Origin of the sequence: Virgibacillus aidingensis (genome assembly GCF_010994035.1) — a bacterium.
Lineage (GTDB): Bacteria > Bacillota > Bacilli > Bacillales > Amphibacillaceae > Virgibacillus_N.
In genome coordinates, this window is record NZ_WIXN01000003.1 from 1 (window position 1) to 19,088 (window position 19,088).

Below are 19,088 nucleotides of genomic sequence, written 5' to 3' on the forward strand. Positions count from 1 at the left end.
TGCAACAAATTGCACCTTGATAACTAAATACTTATTTAATTTTTAATTGACATACTACCGCAGGTCTTTTTACTATATTTTTCTGCTTCTTTTGTATGCGCTGTCATTTCTAACTAGTACACTGAAAGCGGCATATGTAAATAAATAAAAAGGTTCGCACTTTTTATTTTAAAAAGGAACCTTTAGAAAGAAGCTTAGTTTAATTATACTTATATTCAGAATAATATCAACAGGCAATGCCATAAAACAAAAATGTTTAATCAAAATATTTTTATAAAATGAGGAGCCCTGTACTCCATGCAGGGCTCCCTGGTTTTACCAATTATTGGATTTTGTTTTCACCGTGGCAATCATTGGTTCCAGACTCCGTACGGCGGGAGTTTGACACTTACAAAAGCAGAAATAGCCTTTAAAGCCAATGATGGCTTTATTTTTTTGTCAAATTTTAGTTTTTATTATTGAGTACTATTTAGTACTATGGTATAATAGAGCTATCTTAAAGGATTTGAGGGACGTCTATGCGTATTAAAAAAAGTGTTTCCAAGAACTCTGTCTCCTATTCTGTTATTGAAAATGTTAGAGATATTAATGGAAAATCAACAACGAAGGTCGTTGAAGCTTTAGGGAATGAGCAGGAAATTCTTGAAAGACATCCTGGGGTTGATCCTGAAGAATGGGCACGTGCATATGCAAAAAAATTAACAGAAGAAAAAAAGATGAAGTCAGAAACAATTCTCATCAAGCACAACCCAAAAAAGTCTATATCAAAAGGGGAAAAACGGTCTTTCAACGTTGGTTACCTTTTCTTGAAATCAATCTATTATCAACTGAAATTAGACAAAATCTGTAAGGAGATATCAGATAGATACAACATTACATATGATTTAAATAAGATTTTAGCCCTTCTCATATACATGCGGGTGATTCATCCAACTTCAAAAAAAGGAACGTTAGAGAAGGCAGATGATTTATTGGAGTCTCATTCGGTAGAAACGCAACATATCTATCGTGCCTTAGATATCTTAGCGGAGGAATCGGATAACATTGAAAAGACGGTGTACAAAAATAGTACAGCCATCGTTGAACGAAAGACAGAGCTTCTTTACTATGACTGTACAAATTTCTATTTTGAGATTGAAGACGAAGAAGGGCTGAAGCAATATGGGATGTCTAAAGAGAATCGCCCAAATCCAATCGTCCAAATGGGATTATTCATGGACGGAAGCGGGCTTCCGCTCGCTTTTGTAATCAATCCTGGAAATCAAAATGAACAGCCTACATTAAAGCCATTAGAGAAAAGAATCTTAAAGGATTTTCACCTATCCAAATTTGTAGTCTGTACAGATGCCGGGCTTTCTTCACATGAAAACCGATTGTACAATTCGATGAACAAACGAGCTTTTGTCACCACCCAATCCATAAAAAAATTAAAAAAGCATTTGAAAGAGTGGGCTTTGGATCCTTCGGGATGGAAGGTGGTAGATTCCACACAGAAAGTGGCCACTAAGAAAAGAAAACAAACAATCAATCTAAATGATCTTGATCTTGAAAAAGATAAGCAAGTATACCATAAAGAACGCTGGATCAATGAAAATGGATTAGAACAAAAATTGGTCGTCACCTTTTCACCGAAACATAAACGCTATCAAGCCGGTATTCGTGAAAAACAAATAGATCGTGCACTGAAAAAAGTGGATAATCCTTCTCGGATGGAGAAGAAACGGGCAAACTCACCAGATCGTTTTATACAGTCCACACATGTCACAGAAGATGGAGAGATTGCTGGAAAGAGTAAGTACACGATTAATTCAGCACTCGTTGATGAGGAAGCGAAATTTGATGGCTTTTATGGTGTGTGTACAAACCTGGAGAGCACACCAGGAGAAATCGTTAAAATCAACCAACGACGCTGGGAGATCGAAGAGACCTTCCGCATTTTAAAAAGTGAAATGCGAACACGACCGGTCTTCCTTCAGAAAGATGAGCGAATCAAGGCCCACTTCTTAGTATGCTTTCTGTCGTTATTGACCTATCGCCTAATTGAAAAGAAAATTGACGAGTCAGCTACCTGTTTTGAAATCATTCAAACATTACGGGAAATGCGTGTGTTGAAAGCTACAAACGAGGGTTATATTCCTACTTATACCAGAACAGATCTAACAGACAAATTACATGATGTTTTTGGATTCAGAACAGACACAGAAATCGTACCGATACAAAAAATGAAAAAAATTTTAAAAGAAGTTAAAAAACACAAATAGTACTCACTTTTGAGCACTAAAAAAATCACAGAAACGCTTGGTATTAAAGCATTTCTGTGATTTTTACTGTCAAACTTGAGATTATACTTATATTCAGAATAATATCAACAGGCAATGCCATAAAACAAAAATGTTTAATCAAAATATTTTTATAAAATGAGGAGCCCTGTACTCCATGCAGGGCTCCCTGGTTTTACCAATTATTGGATTTTGTTTTCACCGTGGCAATCATTGGTTCCAGACTCCGTACGGTTCCTACCGTAGTGACAGATTCTGCATACAATTCATATGTTCCTTCCTCCAGTTGCAGGTGAGCAGTGAATACGCCGCCTGGATTTGTCTGTACTTCTTTTATGATTTCATCATCTGTCACAATCCGAATAGTTGTGTTTGGATCTGCCTTGCCGCCGACCACAATATTGCCATTACCGCGAAACTCTTTTTCAGATTTTTTCCATACCGGAGGGGAAGGCAATTCAGGATCAGCATCTTCTTGTTCTGCTTCTTTTGCCCATTCTACTGACTGCACAAAGATTTGTTTCCCTTCCGATGTCCACCCGCGGTCAGGTCCTACCATGTTATTTGTTTCAAACGCGGACAGTAACAGGTGTACATGTGATTTGCTCCGGAAATCATAGCCGATAGCCGCTCCCTGTGTTTCGGAATCCACTTCAAGGTTCGCTAAAATTTCACCCTCATAGTCGGCAAATGCAGCATACGGACTTTTTTCCTCCAAAATGGTGATCTCTTCGTCCATTCCTTCAAATATTGGATGTTCGGTGTCATCCAAATGAAGGACAGGCGCTCCTTCATCATAGCCCTGATTATCAAGCACTGGATTGCCCAGCACTTCACCAAGGGTCCTTATTGAACCATCTGCTCCCCATGTATCCAGAAAAACAACGCTCGTTTCTTCGGCGTCACTTGCTTCAATTAATGCCTCCATCTCGTCTATCGTGCCGGCAGTATTGACTATCACTGCTTCATATAAACCGATATGCTCGATGATATTCCAATCTGCCGTTTCTGCTGCTAAATTATGCTCCTGAAGCAACGTACTGATTTCACCTCTGTAATCCCCGATTACTGCGATATTATAGGAGCTGATCGTCACGTTTAACTCAGTATTTTCCCCTGCTTCTATAGCTACTTCTTCTGTTACAGGATGATATCCATCTTTTGCAAATGTTACTTCATAATTACCCTCAAGCAATCCATCCATTTGGTAGTTGCCATCGTCATCGGTAACTGCAGCATACTCCAAATCATTTTCCAAATCTTCCACAGTGACCCCCACATCCTCAAGCCCTTTTTCAGAACCTGCTTCGGTTACTTTTCCATATAATGTCATTTTATTAGAGGCTTCCATCATGAAATTCTGTTCAACAGTATCCCCAACATTCTCTATTACAACTGTCGCTTCATCTGGTTCATATCCAATTGCTGAAACCGTAAGCAGATGTTCGCCTGTCCCAACACCAATCGTGTACCTTCCCTGGTCATTCGTTTTAACAGCAATATTTTCCTCTTCTATACTTACAGTTGCATTTACAATAGGCACCCCATCGGCATCCTTTACAACACCGGTAATTTCACCTAAAGAGGAATTAATTGCCCAATCAATGGCATTAATATAAATAGTTTTTGCCTCTTCTGTCCATCTGTTATCCGGATTTCCATAGCCGCCGGATGCCAAACTTCCCAACAGAATATGTGCGTGGCTGCTTGATCTGTAATCATACGCAAGTCCTGAACCAAGTCTTCCTTCATCCGGATGGACGATATCCGCAATAGTTGTTCCACTATATTCTTCAAACACGGAATATTGCTGGTTTGCACCCTGATTTTCCAATATAGAAATGGTTTCCCCTTCTGCAAACCCTCTAAATATTGGATGTTCCTCCTGCACCTCATATTCGATAACATCCGGCTCAAAACTTTGTGAAATTGATTCAGGATTATTATAGTAATCACACAGCTGATGTATCGGTGTTGTACCATACTGACTGGCAAATATCATGCTGATCTGATGTTCATCTGCCGTATCAACCAGGTCATTGAATGCTTCCTCACCTATACTGGCTGCAGAATTGTTCATTATTACAAGTGCATAGTCATTCATATTTTCTCTTAACTCATTATGCTCACTGACGGTATAACCAGTCGTCTCATAACCATTATCTTCCAAAAACGGGATGACTCTGTTTTGGTTTACAGTTGTTCCAACAAAAGCAATCTTCTCGGAATCAGCTAGAGTTACTTCCAGATTTTCAGTTTCCCCTGCCGTAATCAATACTTCAATCGTTTTCGGCTGAAAACCTTCTGCAGCAACACGTATATCATATTTGCCTTCAGGAATTGCCAGTGTAAAACTGCCATCTTCCTTTGTTTCATTTTCCAGGGGTGTACCAATTACATCAACGGTTGCCCCTTGAATGAGATCGCCTGTCTCATGAGCTCGCACCTTTCCGGATAGCTCCCCACTATTCTCCGATTGCAAAAGGAAAATATCTTCTATTACTTCTCCATTGATCACACTTACTTCAAAAGTTCCCGCCAGATGACCGAATGCATCTATGGAAAGCGTGTAATTTCCTTCAGGCAGACCGAGGAAAAATTCCCCTTTATCATCAGTGGAAATACTTTGTCCCGTATCTTCCACAGTAATTACTGCTTGAAGAGGGTGACCCAGGTCATTTTCCACCCGGCCGCGGATTTCTCCCGCATAGCTTTTCTTATTATCAATCGCCCAAAGTATCGCGTTATTAATAATCCTCTCCCTGTTTTCATCAAAATGCTCACTTTCTGAGTGGAAGCCGCGGCTAAACGTCATTCCCCCAAGCAATATTTCCACACTATTTATTGTTCGGCCCTTAAAGCCTATCATATTGCCTTCATCTTCAATTTCTTCATTTTCATAATCTGCTAAAATGGTTCCAGTATAATCATCAAACCCGTAATAATATCCGGCATAAGTAGTGAATTCAAAATCTTCTTCCACCCCTTCAAAAATCGGATGATCCTCCAAAATATAGGCAGTTGAACTGTCAGCACCACGTCCGCGATATTCTATTCCCGGGTCTTCCATATAATCAACCAGATAGCGGATGCTTCCCCTTCCTCCATGATCACCTGTCCAGATGACCGGTGTTTCCGTCTCATCCAGTTTTTCAGTAAACTCTTTAAATGTGCTTTCATCCGGGATAAGACTATTATCGTAATCAGAGTTAGCAAAAACCAAGTCCACCTCTTCAAGCATATCCGTATCATCATAGAACATGGAAATAGTATGAAATCCTTGATTTTGCAGATGCTCAGCCAGTGAAACGGCAGAAGATGAGGTTGTATCTACAATAATGCCGACTGTTGGAGACGGCCGCAAATGCATATCAAGTGTTTTTGTTTCACCCGGAAGCACCTCCACCACGACCCGTTCCGTTAAATAATCCTCCTTGGAGATGACAGCTTCGTAAGTTCCCGGCTCCAGATTTCCAATATAATAATAGCCCTGCGAGTCAGTATACGTTTCTCTTGGATAGCCAATGATATCGATATGCACATCTTCCATACTGTCCATCAGGGATTGATTGGTTACATAACCTTCAAGTGCGCCTACGTCACTTTTAGGATGCATTTCCACCTGTATAGTTTCCAGGTTTTCATCTATTTGTACAGGAATATTCTCCGGCTCATACCCAAAGGAAGAAATGGTTAGAGCTGCTTCCCCATCAGGTGAAGCAATACTGAATTTCTCATCTTCAAAGGTCGTAGTATCCTGTAATATGTTGCCGTCAATTTCCAGGGAAATATCTGCCTTAAGCGGTTCCCCATTTTCATCAGTTACCGATCCATTTACAACATTAAAGCTCTCATACGCTGCCCAAACCACAGCATCTCTGAATATTTGAATACCTTCCTCGGTATAATCCTCACCAGTATGCGCAATCCCCATGCTATGCCCGCTTAACAGAAGTTCAAGACTATTTCCGGTTCTTGGTTTATAGGCCACACCGAGCCCATGTTCTGCTTCCATTTCCCCATGGGTAAGGCCGGCAAGAGGAAATCCGGAATATTCGTTGAAAGTACCGACACGGCTTCCATCCGGATGCAATATATTTATTGCATCTCCTTCCTCATGATGTTGAAAGATGGGATGATTTTCATATAACACGTACTGAGCCGAGCTGGTCCGTACATTTATGGTTTCCCTGGAAGCGGGATCTTCTCTTAAATCATGCAAATTCCTGATCCCGCCGCTTCCAAAATACGTATCACCATAAATAACACTCACACCCAGTTCATCGGCGGCTTCTTCAAACCTGTCCAAGTCATGCTCGTTCACTCCTGCAGCACTATTGAAATAAATAACATCATAGTTTGCCATCTCCTCCGTAATGCTGCCAATAGAAGAATGGTTTTCAGACGGAATATTTACTGCTTCCAGGATGGAAGCCAGGCTATCTTCACTTGTCCTGTCTCCAAGAATCCCCACGTGCGGGGCAGGGTGCAGTACCTGATTAACCTCGGCAGGACTTCCGGTGATTTCAATTTCCTGTTTGGAAATGACATAATTTTCATGCTGATATTCTATGAAATAGGTATCTGCGTCCAAATCAGTAAACTCATAATAGCCATTGCCTAAAGTAGTTGTTTCTCCAACTTTCTCACCATCTGCTGCGGTTATGGTAACAGTTGCTTCTTCTACAGCATTTGTCGTGATCGAGTCCGTTACTGTACCTGTTAACTGACCTTCATCGGCAGGAACGAGTTCAATGGTTTCCGTTTTTATTCTGCCATTCTCAAACTCTACTTCCGCCAGTGCTCTTTCATAACCGGCTGAGCGGATTTCTATTTCATACGTGCCTTCATCATGGAATAGAGTAAATGCACCATTTTCATCCGTAGTTTCATATACACCGGTTTCCGTAACCTCCACTTTTACTTCCAGCGGATCCCCTTGCTGGTTTACCACATTTCCCTCCAGCTGACCGTAGGATGTATCCTCAAGCAGATAGGATATGCCATTAATCAAAATATCATGCTGTACAGGAAGCCAATGTTGAATTGGAGAGTTCCAGGATGCTGCTGCATGGGTAGAAAGCAGTAAATGGGCACTATCCTGCGTAACCGGCTTGTATGCAATTCCTGTTCCAGCGTCTCCCAGGTGCCCGCTGCTAATCGTTGCCAATTCGCGGCCTGAATACCCATTAAACCAGGATGCCTTTCCGCTGTTCATTAACATGAGCCTGTCACCGGCAGAACTGTCACCCAATATCGGATGCTCCTGATCAATCAAAAGGGAAACGTTCGTATTTTCATAGTCATGCTGCACCGTTTCCGGATCATGATAAAATTCGGATAAATGAGGTATCGAGCCATAGTTCGGTCCCCACGTATTGGCAAAGACAACACTTACTCCCTGCACATTGGCTTTTTCTATTAATTCATCCAGCTGCTCCTTTTCCGGAGACCAGCCGCCGGATGTATAAGCACCATTTAAATATACAACTTGATAGTTAGGCAGCTCTTCTGCAATCGTATCCCACTCTTTTGCTTCTGCCGGGATACCATGCTGATTTAATAGACTGCTGATTGAATTTTCATAATCATTTAGCACGGCCACGTCTATCGGGTCCATATGCAATTTGACGGTTTTTATCTCCCCTGCCGTAATTTCCACGGAGGTTTGCTTTTCCAAAAAACCGCTTGCCTTCAAATTCAGCTGATAGGTTCCCTCAAAAATGGAATCAAAGGAAAACGTCCCATTTTCATCTGTCCCTGTTTCAAGGTCAGTGTCCTGTACTTGAATCGACATTCCTGAAATTGGTTCCCCTGATCGGCTGTCAATAATTTGTCCGGTCAATTCACCCGCACCAACACGATCCAGTGTATATGTTTTTTCGATCAGGGTTCCGGAGTGAAAACGAATATTTTCATGTTTCTGCTCCATTCCGTAATGACTCACCACAACATTATATTCCCCAGGGAGTACAGTTAACTCAAACCGGCCATCCTCATCGGCCTCTACCTTCTGATCGGTACCAGTTAATCTTGCAAAACCGGGCACAGGGTTGCCATCTGTATCCAGTATTGTACCTGAAAGTATACCAGGCGAGGAGAAAGCTTGAATTCCCGCTTGTGTTGCTGCAAAAACCTGACCGGAGATGATCGCGGGTGTTGATGAGCTGGATGCTTCCAGCGGCCACTGTTCTTTGAGCTCGCCGCTGAACATATCTACAGCTTTTAAGGCACCCGTGTTATCCGCAATGAATAACAATCCGTTCCCTGCCACGGCACCGTTATTTACAACAGTGGATACATTGTCATTCTCCCAAATCAATTCGCCGGTATGGCGGTCAAATCCTTTTAAAGAAGCATTGCTTGCAGAACCCGCCACAATGATATCCTCATATATTACGGGGGAAGCAGCCTGTGTATCCCCGATTTTCTCATATTGCCAAACTTCTTCTCCGCTATCCGCGTTAATTGCCCGTAATGTGCCATTACTGGCAAAATCCGTACTAAACGCATAAATCATGTTTCCCACAACAACAGGATGAGATGCAAAACCTTCCCCGTCTATTTCCATTGTCCATATTTCACTGCCATCTTCTTTGGACAACGCATACATGGTTTGACTGGACATACTGCCAATAATTAAATATTCCTCTGTCAAAGCGCCACCGAAATAGGTGTCACCCTGAATTACAGTGTCCCAGACTTTTTCCCCGCTTTCTGCATAAAGGGCAGTCACTGCGGTTTCATTGCCCGTACTTGAGGTGAGATATAAAATACCATCATCATAAATTGGTGTCTCATATATTGACTCATTTCCAGTTGACGTTTCCCATTTAACTGCACCGGAAACAATATCAAGTGCAAACACTTTACCATCCTGTCCACCTGTAATATAGACGGTATCCTTATGGATCGCCGGAGTTGCACGATTTATCATCCCGGTACGGAATGTCCACTTTTCCTCCCCATTTTCCAAATCCAGCGCTTGAACATTCCCTGAGTCAGCAGCTACTATGATTGTGTCGTCACTTACCGCCGGAGATGAAAAAATAATATTGCCGTTCAGATTGGCACTCCAGCTTTCCTCCATTCTATTTAACGAAATATCTTCTTCAGTTACTGCATTCCTTGCATTATTGTTATTGCTTGTCAGCCAGCTTTCATCTGCTTGTAATTGACTTGCTTCCACCTGAAAATCCATGACAGTATCCGCATTTACTGTAACTTCTTTAACGGAACTGTTAATCCCTTTACCTGATACCACTACTTCATACTCGCCTTCCGGCACCCCATGGAAAACAAATTCTCCATTTTCATCTGTGCGAACAGAAGCAAAGGGTGTACCTATTACCTGTACATAAGCATGGGCTGCAGGATATTGGTCTGCATCAGTAACCGATCCCTCCAGATTGTATTGGTCAGCAGCCTCCAGCTCCCAGATCACTTCTGTTGTTTCATCCTTTACTACCGTAATGGTTTGCTTTTCTGTTATATAACCGAAAGCCTCTACAATTACATCGTGGGTCCCTTCCCTCAGTTTAAATTCGAAGGTACCATCTTCTCTGTTTTCAGCCTGTATATTTTCCTGTTCAATGGTAATTTGAGCAGAAATTGCTTCCCCATCCTTATTTGTAATGGTCCCGCTAACTTCACCGGCATACGCAGCTTCCGTCACTGCTTGATAAGCATTTATTATTCCATGGCCATATACATCATTAGGAAGTCCTCCCATATGCAGTTCAGCACGTGCTGTGTCCTGCAGCAAAGCTTTCATTTCTTCGATGTCTGTATCAGGGTTTGCCTGCAGAACAAGTGCGATTACACCAGCTGCATGCGGAGCTGCCATGGAAGTTCCGCTGATAGTGTTATATCCATTACCCGGCCACGCTGAATAAATCCCATGGCCTGGAGCAGCAACTTCCGGTTTCAAATAACGTTCTCCTTCCCAGTAAACCGGTCCGCGGCTGGAAAATGAAGCGATTTGGTCGTTTACATCGGTAGCTCCAATAGCAATTGATTCAGGAAAACTTGCCGGTGAACCGATGCTTTGGGATCCGGGGCCATCATTTCCGGCAGCAAATAAAGGAATAATGCCGGCAGCCCTCCACGCTAATACACTTTCATAAAATACAGTATTGTAAGTATTGGAATTGCCCCATGAATTATTTACCACATGCGGGGCATTTGCAGGATCCCCGCCCGGGGCCATAAACCACTCAAATGCCTGGAGTATTCCCGACTCTGCAGCTGCTCCGCTGTCATTAAAAATTTTGGCTGCAATCCACTCCGCACCAGGGGCAACACCAATCGGTTCTCCTTCCCCGCCGCCAACAGCAGTACCGGCAACATGTGTGCCATGCCCATTCCCGTCCCTTGGTGTTTCATAACCATGTCCGGAAAAATCAGCCCATGCTGCTTCGTGATTTCCGTCCCTGCCAGCGTAATTATGTTTTAATGCATCATGTGTTCCTTCTACACCCGTATCCATTATTCCTATGATAATTCCTTCACCGTCAATACCGTACTGTCCCCATACATCCGGAGCATGCACTTTTTCCAATCCCCATTCAGGTAATCGCGGCACTGACTGCTCAGTAATTTCAGGAACTTCAAATACTTCTTCCTTTAAAATTTTTTCTATATCATCCCTTTCCGCGATTTCTTTTAAAGCATCTTCAGTCACCCTTGCAGCAATCCCGTTTATGATCCATAATGGCTGAATGTCTGAAATCAGTTGCTTTTGTTCCAATTCCTCCATGTCGGCGAGAAGTTTTTCCTGTGATTTTTCTGCAGTCTTTTCCAGATGCCCTTGTACACTAGCAATCCTTTCTTCCCTGTCAGCCGCTTCGCCCGCCAAATCAAATAAGTTTACTTGATCCTGTTCATCTTTCATATGAATAATTACGCTGACTGTGTCTTCATCTGCAAACTGATCAAAAAGCCCTTTTTCAACTTTTCCATCCAGCTGCTCTCTTGAAGATTCTTGCTCTGCGTCTTTATCAAATGTATTTATTTCTTTATCAAGTCCATCCATCATTCTTGGCAGTCCATCGTTTCGGGAAAAAGGAATATCATATTCCTCATTTAATCCTGTCTTATGTGTTTCTGCTTCCACTTCCAGTTCTTTCTGCAATATTAGATCTTCTTCCAGTGAATTTGCATCAAAACCCGGGTTTCCTTTTGCAGCAGCTACATTCGGTGTAAAAATGGATAATAATAATAAAATTATCGTTATAACGGAAAGAATTTTTTGACTTCTTTTCATATAATAAGTCATTATTGATAGACACCCCTTTTGCCCTTTATTTATATTAGAATTTTACTAATTTACATAATTTTAGCATGTAAGTAAATAAATACACAATGCAGTTTGTCCAAAATGGGCTATGAAACTAGTAAAACAAGTATAAAGTATGTATAAATATGTAAAAGATATATTAAAAAGGTGCTTTATAACCAGGACTGTATAATCAAAATATACTGCTTACATTTTGAAACAGTTTTCTCAACGTTTCTTCAAGGAACTGTAACATAATTATCATTTTTGGTTATTGATTATGTTATTTGCTGCTGATACGCTTAGTTTAGAGATGTTTAAATTTGTTATATTTTCACACGCGTCAGGAATGGTGGTGATAATATGTTTCCGGCTGAACGCCGTAACCGGATAAGGGAGCTAATTGCCGACAGGCATACGATGAAGATATCAGAATTGAGTAAAATTCTTGGTGTTTCGGAGATGACTATTCATCGCGACCTAAAGCCCTTAATTGATGAAGGCTATTTAACGAAAACATTTGGCGGGGTTACGATAAAGTATATTCCCATTCATAAAGCTGCTGAAAATCATTGTGTTGTCTGCCATAAAACGGTAAATGAAAAATTAGCATATCGCATTATTCTGCCCGATTCAAAGATTGAAACAGCATGCTGCCCCCATTGCGGGCTTATCCGTCATCACCAGCTGCGTGAAAAAGCAATACAAGCCATATGTTATGATTTCTTAAATCAGACCACAACAAATGCTGCTTCGGCTGCATTTGTTGTGGATACATCCATTCATGTCGGATGCTGTCAGCCCCAGGTACTTTCATTTAATCTGAAAGAGCACGCAGAGAAATTTGTAAAAGGATTTGGCGGTACTGTTTATACATTTGAAAAGGCAATGGAAACAAATAATAGAGATATGCATGGTCAATCATGCACTCATCCCAGCCCAACCAGCTGATCAATTTTATGAAGGAGGATCATACATTGAAATTAGGAAAACGGCTGTTATTAATTACGCTGTTATTGCTTCTAACCGCATGCGGAGGATACAATATTGAAACCAATATGGCGCGTGACATGGAACCATTTGAATTTACCACACAGGATAATGAAACACTCACAAATGAAGACTTGGAAGGTGAATGGTGGATTGCGGATTTAATTTTCACGAATTGTACATCCGTTTGTATTCCAATGTCAACCAACATGTCTTTGCTGCAGGATAAAATAAAGGAAGAAAACTTGGATGTTCAACTTGTTTCTTTCAGTGTAGACCCTGATTATGACACGCCCGATGTGTTAAGTGAATATGCAGCTGAGTATGATGCAGACCTGGATAACTGGACCTTCCTTACAGGCTATGACTTTGAAACGATCAAGGAAATATCAATCAAATCATTTCAGTCTCCTTTATTGGAACCGCCGGAAGGTGATGACCAATTTACACATGGCACCAGCTTCTATCTGGTCAGTCCGGAAGGGGAAGTGCTTAAGAAATATAATGGTGTTGAATCCTCGGAAACTGACATCATTATGGGTGATTTGAGAAGAGTAGCTAATGAATTGTAGATATGTTATCACGGCAAAACAGTACTTTCCAATTTTCGCGGCGATAAATATGAAATAAATACAATAGAATGGAGTGTGTATAAATGCAAAAGAAATTGGCTATGTTTATTTTACTGATTATGCTTAGCTTCGGTTTAGCGGCATGTAATGGCAACGCGGAAACAGAGAATAATGGCAGCACCGAAGACGCCGAAGAAGAATTGGCTGTTCTTGAAGTCGATTTGCAGGTGAATGACAGTATAGAGGCAGGAGAAACACTGGATCTGCTTGCTGAAGTAACGTATGGAGATGAGATTGTTACGGATGCGGATGAAGTGGAGTATGAAATCTGGGAAAAAGGAGAAAAAGATGATAGTTATTTCCTGGAAGCTGACAACCATGAAGATGGCACCTATACGGCTGAAACTACCTTTGATAAGGATGGAATTTACCATGTTCAAGTCCATGTAACAGCCAGGGATATGCATACCATGCCGGAACAGGAAGTAACAGTCGGTGAAGGCGGGGACTATTCACATGTAGAGGAAGAAGAAGACAATCATCACGAGGAAATGGATCATGATGACATGCACTCAGACGATGATGAACATTAGGAACAGAATGCCGGCATTTTTGTTCCGGCAGTATCCAGCAATTGGTGGGGCGTTAATATAACTCATTGAGCACAGACATGTATACTGATATTTCAGGGTGAACCTTATATATACTAATAACCCGCATCAGCAGTAGAGCATATCCATTCTGCCATGCGGGTTTGTTAACTGTCAATCTGTCATTATTCAATAACAGGATTCCCTGGATTTCTCCCCGTTTTAATTCTTTTTTTATCCCAAACAAACCTGCTACTTAACACTTATAATCCCTTTTTTTCAGTTAATAATGCGTTTTGCACAAAGTTTTGACTTGGCGATATTTCTATTTGCAATTTAAGGAATCATGTACTGTTATGCTTTAATAAAAAAGAGCTGTGAATCGCGTTTCCCCACAATTCACAGCCCTATTATATTTTTATCTTTTTTCTTTTGCTTGATGATGGAATATTTAATTCCTCCCTGTATTTTGCCACCGTTCTCCTTGAAATGGTTATCCCTTTTTTTGTTTTAAGGTAATCAGCTATTTTCTGGTCGGAATATGGTTTATATTTATTTTCATTTTTAATATGTTCTTCCAGCAATAACTTTACTTTCGTTTGGGAAGCATTTTCCCCGCTATCTGTATTTAATTTTGAAGTAAAAAAAATACGGAAATCAAAAGTCCCTTTGGGCGTTTGTATAAATTTATTTGTCGTTGCCCTGCTGACGGTAGATTCATGCATATCAATTTCTTCAGCAATTTCCTTCAATGTCAATGGCTGAAGTCCGGAAAAACCTTTCGTAAAAAATTCCTGCTGCTTATTTATAATCGCTTCCGTAACTTTTAAAATTGTATTTTTCCGCTGTTCCAGACTGCTAATAAGCATTTGATAGTTTTTGTATTTATCTTTTATATACTTATTTAAAGCATTTTCTTTACCTAACTTACTATAGCTATGATTAAATTCTACTTTAGGCAAATACTTATCATTTAGGTAAACTTCCAGCTTGCCGGCAGCTTCTTCCACAATAACGTCGGGGTTTACATACTCGATTGCCTGATCATCCAGCCGGCATGGCCTTGGATTAAGCCTGCGGATCAATTCAAATGCTGCTTTCACTTCAGCCAGTTTTATATTTAATGATTTGGCGATGTCGTGCCATTTTTTGTTTGCCAGCTGTTCTAAGTGGTCTTTAATAATGTCATGGGTTATAGATGCCTCCGGATAGTGCGCCCTTGCTTGTAAATAAAGGCATTCGGCCAGACTTCTTGCTCCCACCCCTGCCGGCTCCAGTGTCTGCAGCATCTGAATGCCGTTTTTCACTACTTCTATATCCAAACCAAGCTCTGCAGCAATTTCTTCTTCCTGAAACGGCAAATAGCCATTTTCGTCCAGGTTGAATACTAGATAATTCAGCAATATCCTATCTTGATCCGTAATGTTCAGCCAGGTAGCCTGATCCAGCAATTTTTCTCTTTCATCTGCTTTTTTATCCGGTAAAAAATCAATTGGATTTTTCGAGTCGGCACCTGTATGCTTAACTGGAATATTTCCTTTTTCATAATGAACGTCTTCTCTGTCCGAGAGTTCAATTAAAGGATTTTCCAGCTCCTGTTTTTGGAGATAGTCGTATAGTTCAATCGTTGAATATTGTAATATCGCTATGGCCTGACGCAATTCCATGGTCATTACTAAGTTGAGTTTCTGCTTTTGTTGAAGTACCAGCTCCATTACAATCCCCCCATTGAGCATAATTCCTAAGATTCTTTCACTATTTAAAAATAAATACAGCGTTCCATAGATTTATAATCTGTATACGCTTACAACTTATTATAATATAAAATTGGATAAAATAAAGGGGTTTTTTAGGTCAGGAAACTATGATAGTGTTTAAAACAATCCCGATCATAATAGTTCTGTATTGTATTTACTATTGATTTTTAGGTCTGCGGGATATCAAATGCCTAACTTTCCGCCAGTCCTTTCATTTTGCAGTAACAGCGGTATCTTATCTTCAAATGCACAACAGTCTTTATGTCATACTATTAAACTGCTAAGGTGCACAGCTGAAATTTAATGATTAAAGTGAAAGAGCTGTGAAAAAAAGAAACACTTTTTTCACAGCCCTTCCAGCAATAAACCGCGTTATCTATGCAAATTCAGGCAAGTAACAGGTACTTTTCCTGAATCTACTCAGCTGAAATGGGAATATGTTTAAACTGCTTCGTATCAAACAATCCCCCGGCAGTTAATTTTACTTCGGGAATAACCGGAAGAGCCAGGAATGACAGGGTGATAAATGGATTAAAGTTCTGCTGAAATCCAATGACTTCCAGTGCTTCATCCAATATGCCCAGTTTCTTATTTACTTTTTGAAAATGCTGATCTGAAATGAGTCCCGCAATGGGTAAAGCAAGAGATGCCAATACTTTCCCCTCTTTTACCACCACTATTCCGCCGTTTATTTCTTTTAAATAATGTATTGCCTCTAACAAATCCCCGTCCTTTATCCCTGCAGCAATGATATTATGGGAATCATGGGCAATTGTGGATGCAATGGCACCTGTTTTCAGACCAAGACCATGTAAAATACCGAGTCCGATATTCCCGGTCCCCCGATGCCTTTCTAAAACGGCCAATTTCAGCAGATCCTTTTCAGCTGATGGTTGAAAAAGGTTATTTTTTACATCTGCAGCCATCACCTTATGTTTTGTAGTAATACTATTAGGGATAATGGAAATTACATTTGCTTTTTGATTTTTCTGCAGTGTTATTTGCAAATCTTTTTCTGTCACATTTTTTATATGGACACTGTTTGTAAGCCGGTATGATACTGATACAGTATTCTCTTGTTCGTATTTAACCTTTTTATTTGCAGCAACGGATTCACCATTGACAAAGGTTTCAGCTATATCCAGATCATCCAGATTATTTACAAATAGAAAATCTGCATCATATCCAGGGGCAATCGCTCCTTTATTGTGTAAACCAAAGCATTCTGCTGCATTGATTGTTGCCATCTGTATGGCTGTAATTGGACTTAGACCATGTTCTATTGCAACCCGGACATTATGATTAATACTTCCTTCTTTCATCAGATCATCCAAATGCTTATCATCGGTGACGAATAAACACCGGCGGGCATTTTTCTCATTCACAGCATTTAAAAGCTTTCTTAAATCTCTCGAAGCAGACCCTTCCCTCAGCATCACATACATACCGCGCTGCAGCCTTTCTTTTGCTTCCTCTGGTGTGGTGCATTCATGATCACTATGGATATGAGCAGCCATATACACATTTAATCCAACCTGATCAAATCCTGCGGCATGGCCATCAATCACTTTTCCTGCCTCTTGGGCATTCAGCAGCTTTTCAAGCATTTGTTCCTCTGTATTTTTAACCGCCGGATAATCCATTACTTCCCCCAGACTGATTACACTTGGATGGTTATAAAAAGGAAGTATTTCTTCAGCCCGCAATGTTGCACCATTACTTTCAAAGGGGGCTGCAGGTACACAAGAAGGCATACCAAAGTACACATTTAGAGGAGTATCTTCAGACGCTTTGATCATAAAATCGATTCCTTCTGCCCCGCTTACATTCGCAATTTCATGTGGATCGGCGATTACCGTGGTAACCCCATGCGGAAGAACGACGTGTGCGAATTGATCTGGCGTAACCATGGCTGATTCAATATGTACATGTCCATCAATAAAACCGGGTAAAATATATTTTCCATTTGCATCAATCGTCTTTTTTCCCTCGTAATCTCCAACTCCTGCAAATACTCCATCGGCAATGGCAATATCACCTTCCATTATTTCCTGATTGAATACATCAACAATTTTTCCATTTGTTATTACTAAATCGGCAGCCACTTTTTTCGATGCCACATTTATTCTCTTTATTAATTTTCGTTTATTCATAAAAATCTCCCCGCTTCACATCATTATCTTTCATTATAACTTCAATTTCTATTAAAAGGATAGGTGCAATTACATATAAAATAAGAAAAACGCTTTCACTTTTCGCTAAACACCCCAAATACCGGCATATTAAATTATATGTCTGCCAAATACCATTATATAGAAACAAAATGATAGTGTATAACTATAATATCAATTAATATAAAAACAATTACCGCCTTTAAACATCAATATGTTATTTTTATTGATATATATATTGACATTTTGTTGTAACCTAAATATACTATTTGTTAATTAATTTTATTTTTTTTAGAAAAATTTATTTTTAAAGCTGAATATTCCTTATTCAGCAAAACAAAAATAAGAAGTGAAGGTGATTTATATTAGCATAGAACAAAGAATAAAAAGCCTCAGAAAAGCAATCCGGGAAAATAATCTGGATGCAGCAGTGATATTCTCAGCACAAAACCGCCGTTATTTTGCGAATTTTCCGGGGAGCAGCGGAGCTCTGATTATTACTGAAACTAACAGTATTCTGTTAACAGACTTTCGCTATATTGATGATGCAAAAAGCAGTTCCACCAGCCATTATGAAGTGATCCAGCACCCTGGAGGCCAGCTGGAACAAAGCGTCGGGGAACAAATGAAAAAAATGAATCTGCACAAAATCGGAATAGAAAATTCACTCCCCGTTGGGTCATTAAAAAAACTCGAAAAACAATTGCCAAAAGCCCATTTTTTATTAATAGATTCGTATATTATGCAAATCAGAATGATAAAAGACGAATCAGAAATCAATCATATTCGTGAAGGTATTCGTATTTGTGATCTTGCTTTCGAACATATCACCGGTTTCCTTAAACCAGGTATGAGTGAAAAGGAAATTGGATTAGAACTTGAATATGTTATGAAAAAACATGGTGCAGAAGGTATCAAGGAAAACCATGTAATTGCCTCCGGGGAAAGATCTTCCCTTCCTCACGGACAAGCTACTGACAGAATAGTAGAAGTTGGGGATTTTGTAAAAATGGATTTCGGTGCTAAAGTCAATGGTTACTATACTGACTTCACCAGAACAGTAGTTATTGGTGAACCGACTGAGAAACAAAAAGAAATTTACAGCATTGTTTCAAAAGCACTGGAAGAGAGTCTAAAACAAGTCGGTCCGGGTAAAAAATGCAATGAACTGGATGAAGTGGGAAGATCAATCATTCGCAATGCTGGATATGGGGAGCATTTCGGCCACAGTCTTGGTCATTCACTAGGGTTGAATATTCATGAGAGCCCTGCGATGAGATCTACAGATAACACGATACTTAAGCCCGGGATGGTGATCACCGTAGAACCAGGCATCTACCTCTCAGGATGGGGTGGAGTTAGAATAGAAGATCTGGTTGTTATCCGGGAAAACGGGATTGAGAACTTAACGAAAGCAACAAAAGAATTACAAATAATAAATAATTAAATTAG

Annotated in this window: 8 protein-coding genes; 5 read left to right on the forward strand and 3 right to left on the reverse strand. The window is 40.3% G+C overall.

The features are described 5' to 3' along the window. The first annotated feature begins 518 nt into the window (after positions 1 to 518). Positions 519 to 2,261 (forward strand): IS1634 family transposase, encoded by a 1,743-nt coding sequence (locus GHD25_RS03100; protein ID WP_164214906.1) that lies wholly within the window; start codon positions 519 to 521, stop codon positions 2,259 to 2,261. A 193-nt stretch (positions 2,262 to 2,454) separates the two neighbouring features. On the opposite strand, the gene GHD25_RS03105 is transcribed toward GHD25_RS03100, so the two are convergent. After that, positions 2,455 to 11,544 (reverse strand): carboxypeptidase regulatory-like domain-containing protein, encoded by a 9,090-nt coding sequence (locus tag GHD25_RS03105; RefSeq protein ID WP_164214907.1) that lies wholly within the window; start codon positions 11,542 to 11,544, stop codon positions 2,455 to 2,457. 375 nt (positions 11,545 to 11,919) lie between these two features. Here GHD25_RS03105 and GHD25_RS03110 point away from each other — a divergent pair, with 375 nt between their 5' ends. The 3 genes from GHD25_RS03110 (at position 11,920) to GHD25_RS03120 (ending at position 13,711) form a co-directional block, all read left to right on the forward strand. Next, entirely contained in the window at positions 11,920 to 12,507 is a 588-nt protein-coding gene (locus tag GHD25_RS03110; protein WP_164214908.1) for a DeoR family transcriptional regulator, read from the forward strand. A gap of 26 nt (positions 12,508 to 12,533) precedes the next feature. Continuing rightward, positions 12,534 to 13,118: an SCO family protein gene (locus GHD25_RS03115; RefSeq protein WP_240452203.1), complete on the forward strand. Its 585-nt coding sequence runs from the start codon at positions 12,534 to 12,536 to the stop codon at positions 13,116 to 13,118. 83 nt (positions 13,119 to 13,201) lie between these two features. Then, positions 13,202 to 13,711, forward strand: a complete 510-nt coding sequence (locus GHD25_RS03120) for a FixH family protein (RefSeq protein WP_240452204.1) — start codon at positions 13,202 to 13,204, stop codon at positions 13,709 to 13,711. A gap of 407 nt (positions 13,712 to 14,118) precedes the next feature. Here the strand turns inward: GHD25_RS03120 and rpoN are convergent, their stop codons facing one another. Both rpoN and ade read right to left on the reverse strand, forming a co-directional pair. After that, positions 14,119 to 15,423, reverse strand: a complete 1,305-nt coding sequence (gene rpoN / locus GHD25_RS03125) for an RNA polymerase factor sigma-54 (RefSeq protein ID WP_164214910.1) — start codon at positions 15,421 to 15,423, stop codon at positions 14,119 to 14,121. Between the two features lie 458 nt (positions 15,424 to 15,881). Beyond that, positions 15,882 to 17,618 (reverse strand): adenine deaminase, encoded by a 1,737-nt coding sequence (gene ade, locus GHD25_RS03130; RefSeq protein WP_164214911.1) that lies wholly within the window; start codon positions 17,616 to 17,618, stop codon positions 15,882 to 15,884. A 367-nt stretch (positions 17,619 to 17,985) separates the two neighbouring features. Here ade and GHD25_RS03135 point away from each other — a divergent pair, with 367 nt between their 5' ends. Continuing rightward, a complete protein-coding gene (locus GHD25_RS03135) occupies positions 17,986 to 19,083 on the forward strand; it encodes a M24 family metallopeptidase (protein ID WP_164214912.1) in 1,098 nt (365 codons plus the stop codon). Positions 19,084 to 19,088: the final 5 nt, after the last annotated feature.

What these genes read in the sequence shown, in the direction of transcription:
- GHD25_RS03120 (WP_240452204.1), top strand. Translation starts at nt 13,202, where the DNA reads ATGCAAAAGAAATTGGCTATGTTTATTTTACTGATTATGCTTAGCTTC.
- ade (WP_164214911.1), bottom strand. Translation starts at nt 17,618, where the DNA reads ATGAATAAACGAAAATTAATAAAGAGAATAAATGTGGCATCGAAAAAA.
- GHD25_RS03110 (WP_164214908.1), top strand. Translation starts at nt 11,920, where the DNA reads ATGTTTCCGGCTGAACGCCGTAACCGGATAAGGGAGCTAATTGCCGAC.
- GHD25_RS03105 (WP_164214907.1), bottom strand. Translation starts at nt 11,544, where the DNA reads ATGAAAAGAAGTCAAAAAATTCTTTCCGTTATAACGATAATTTTATTA.
- rpoN (WP_164214910.1), bottom strand. Translation starts at nt 15,423, where the DNA reads ATGGAGCTGGTACTTCAACAAAAGCAGAAACTCAACTTAGTAATGACC.
- GHD25_RS03100 (WP_164214906.1), top strand. Translation starts at nt 519, where the DNA reads ATGCGTATTAAAAAAAGTGTTTCCAAGAACTCTGTCTCCTATTCTGTT.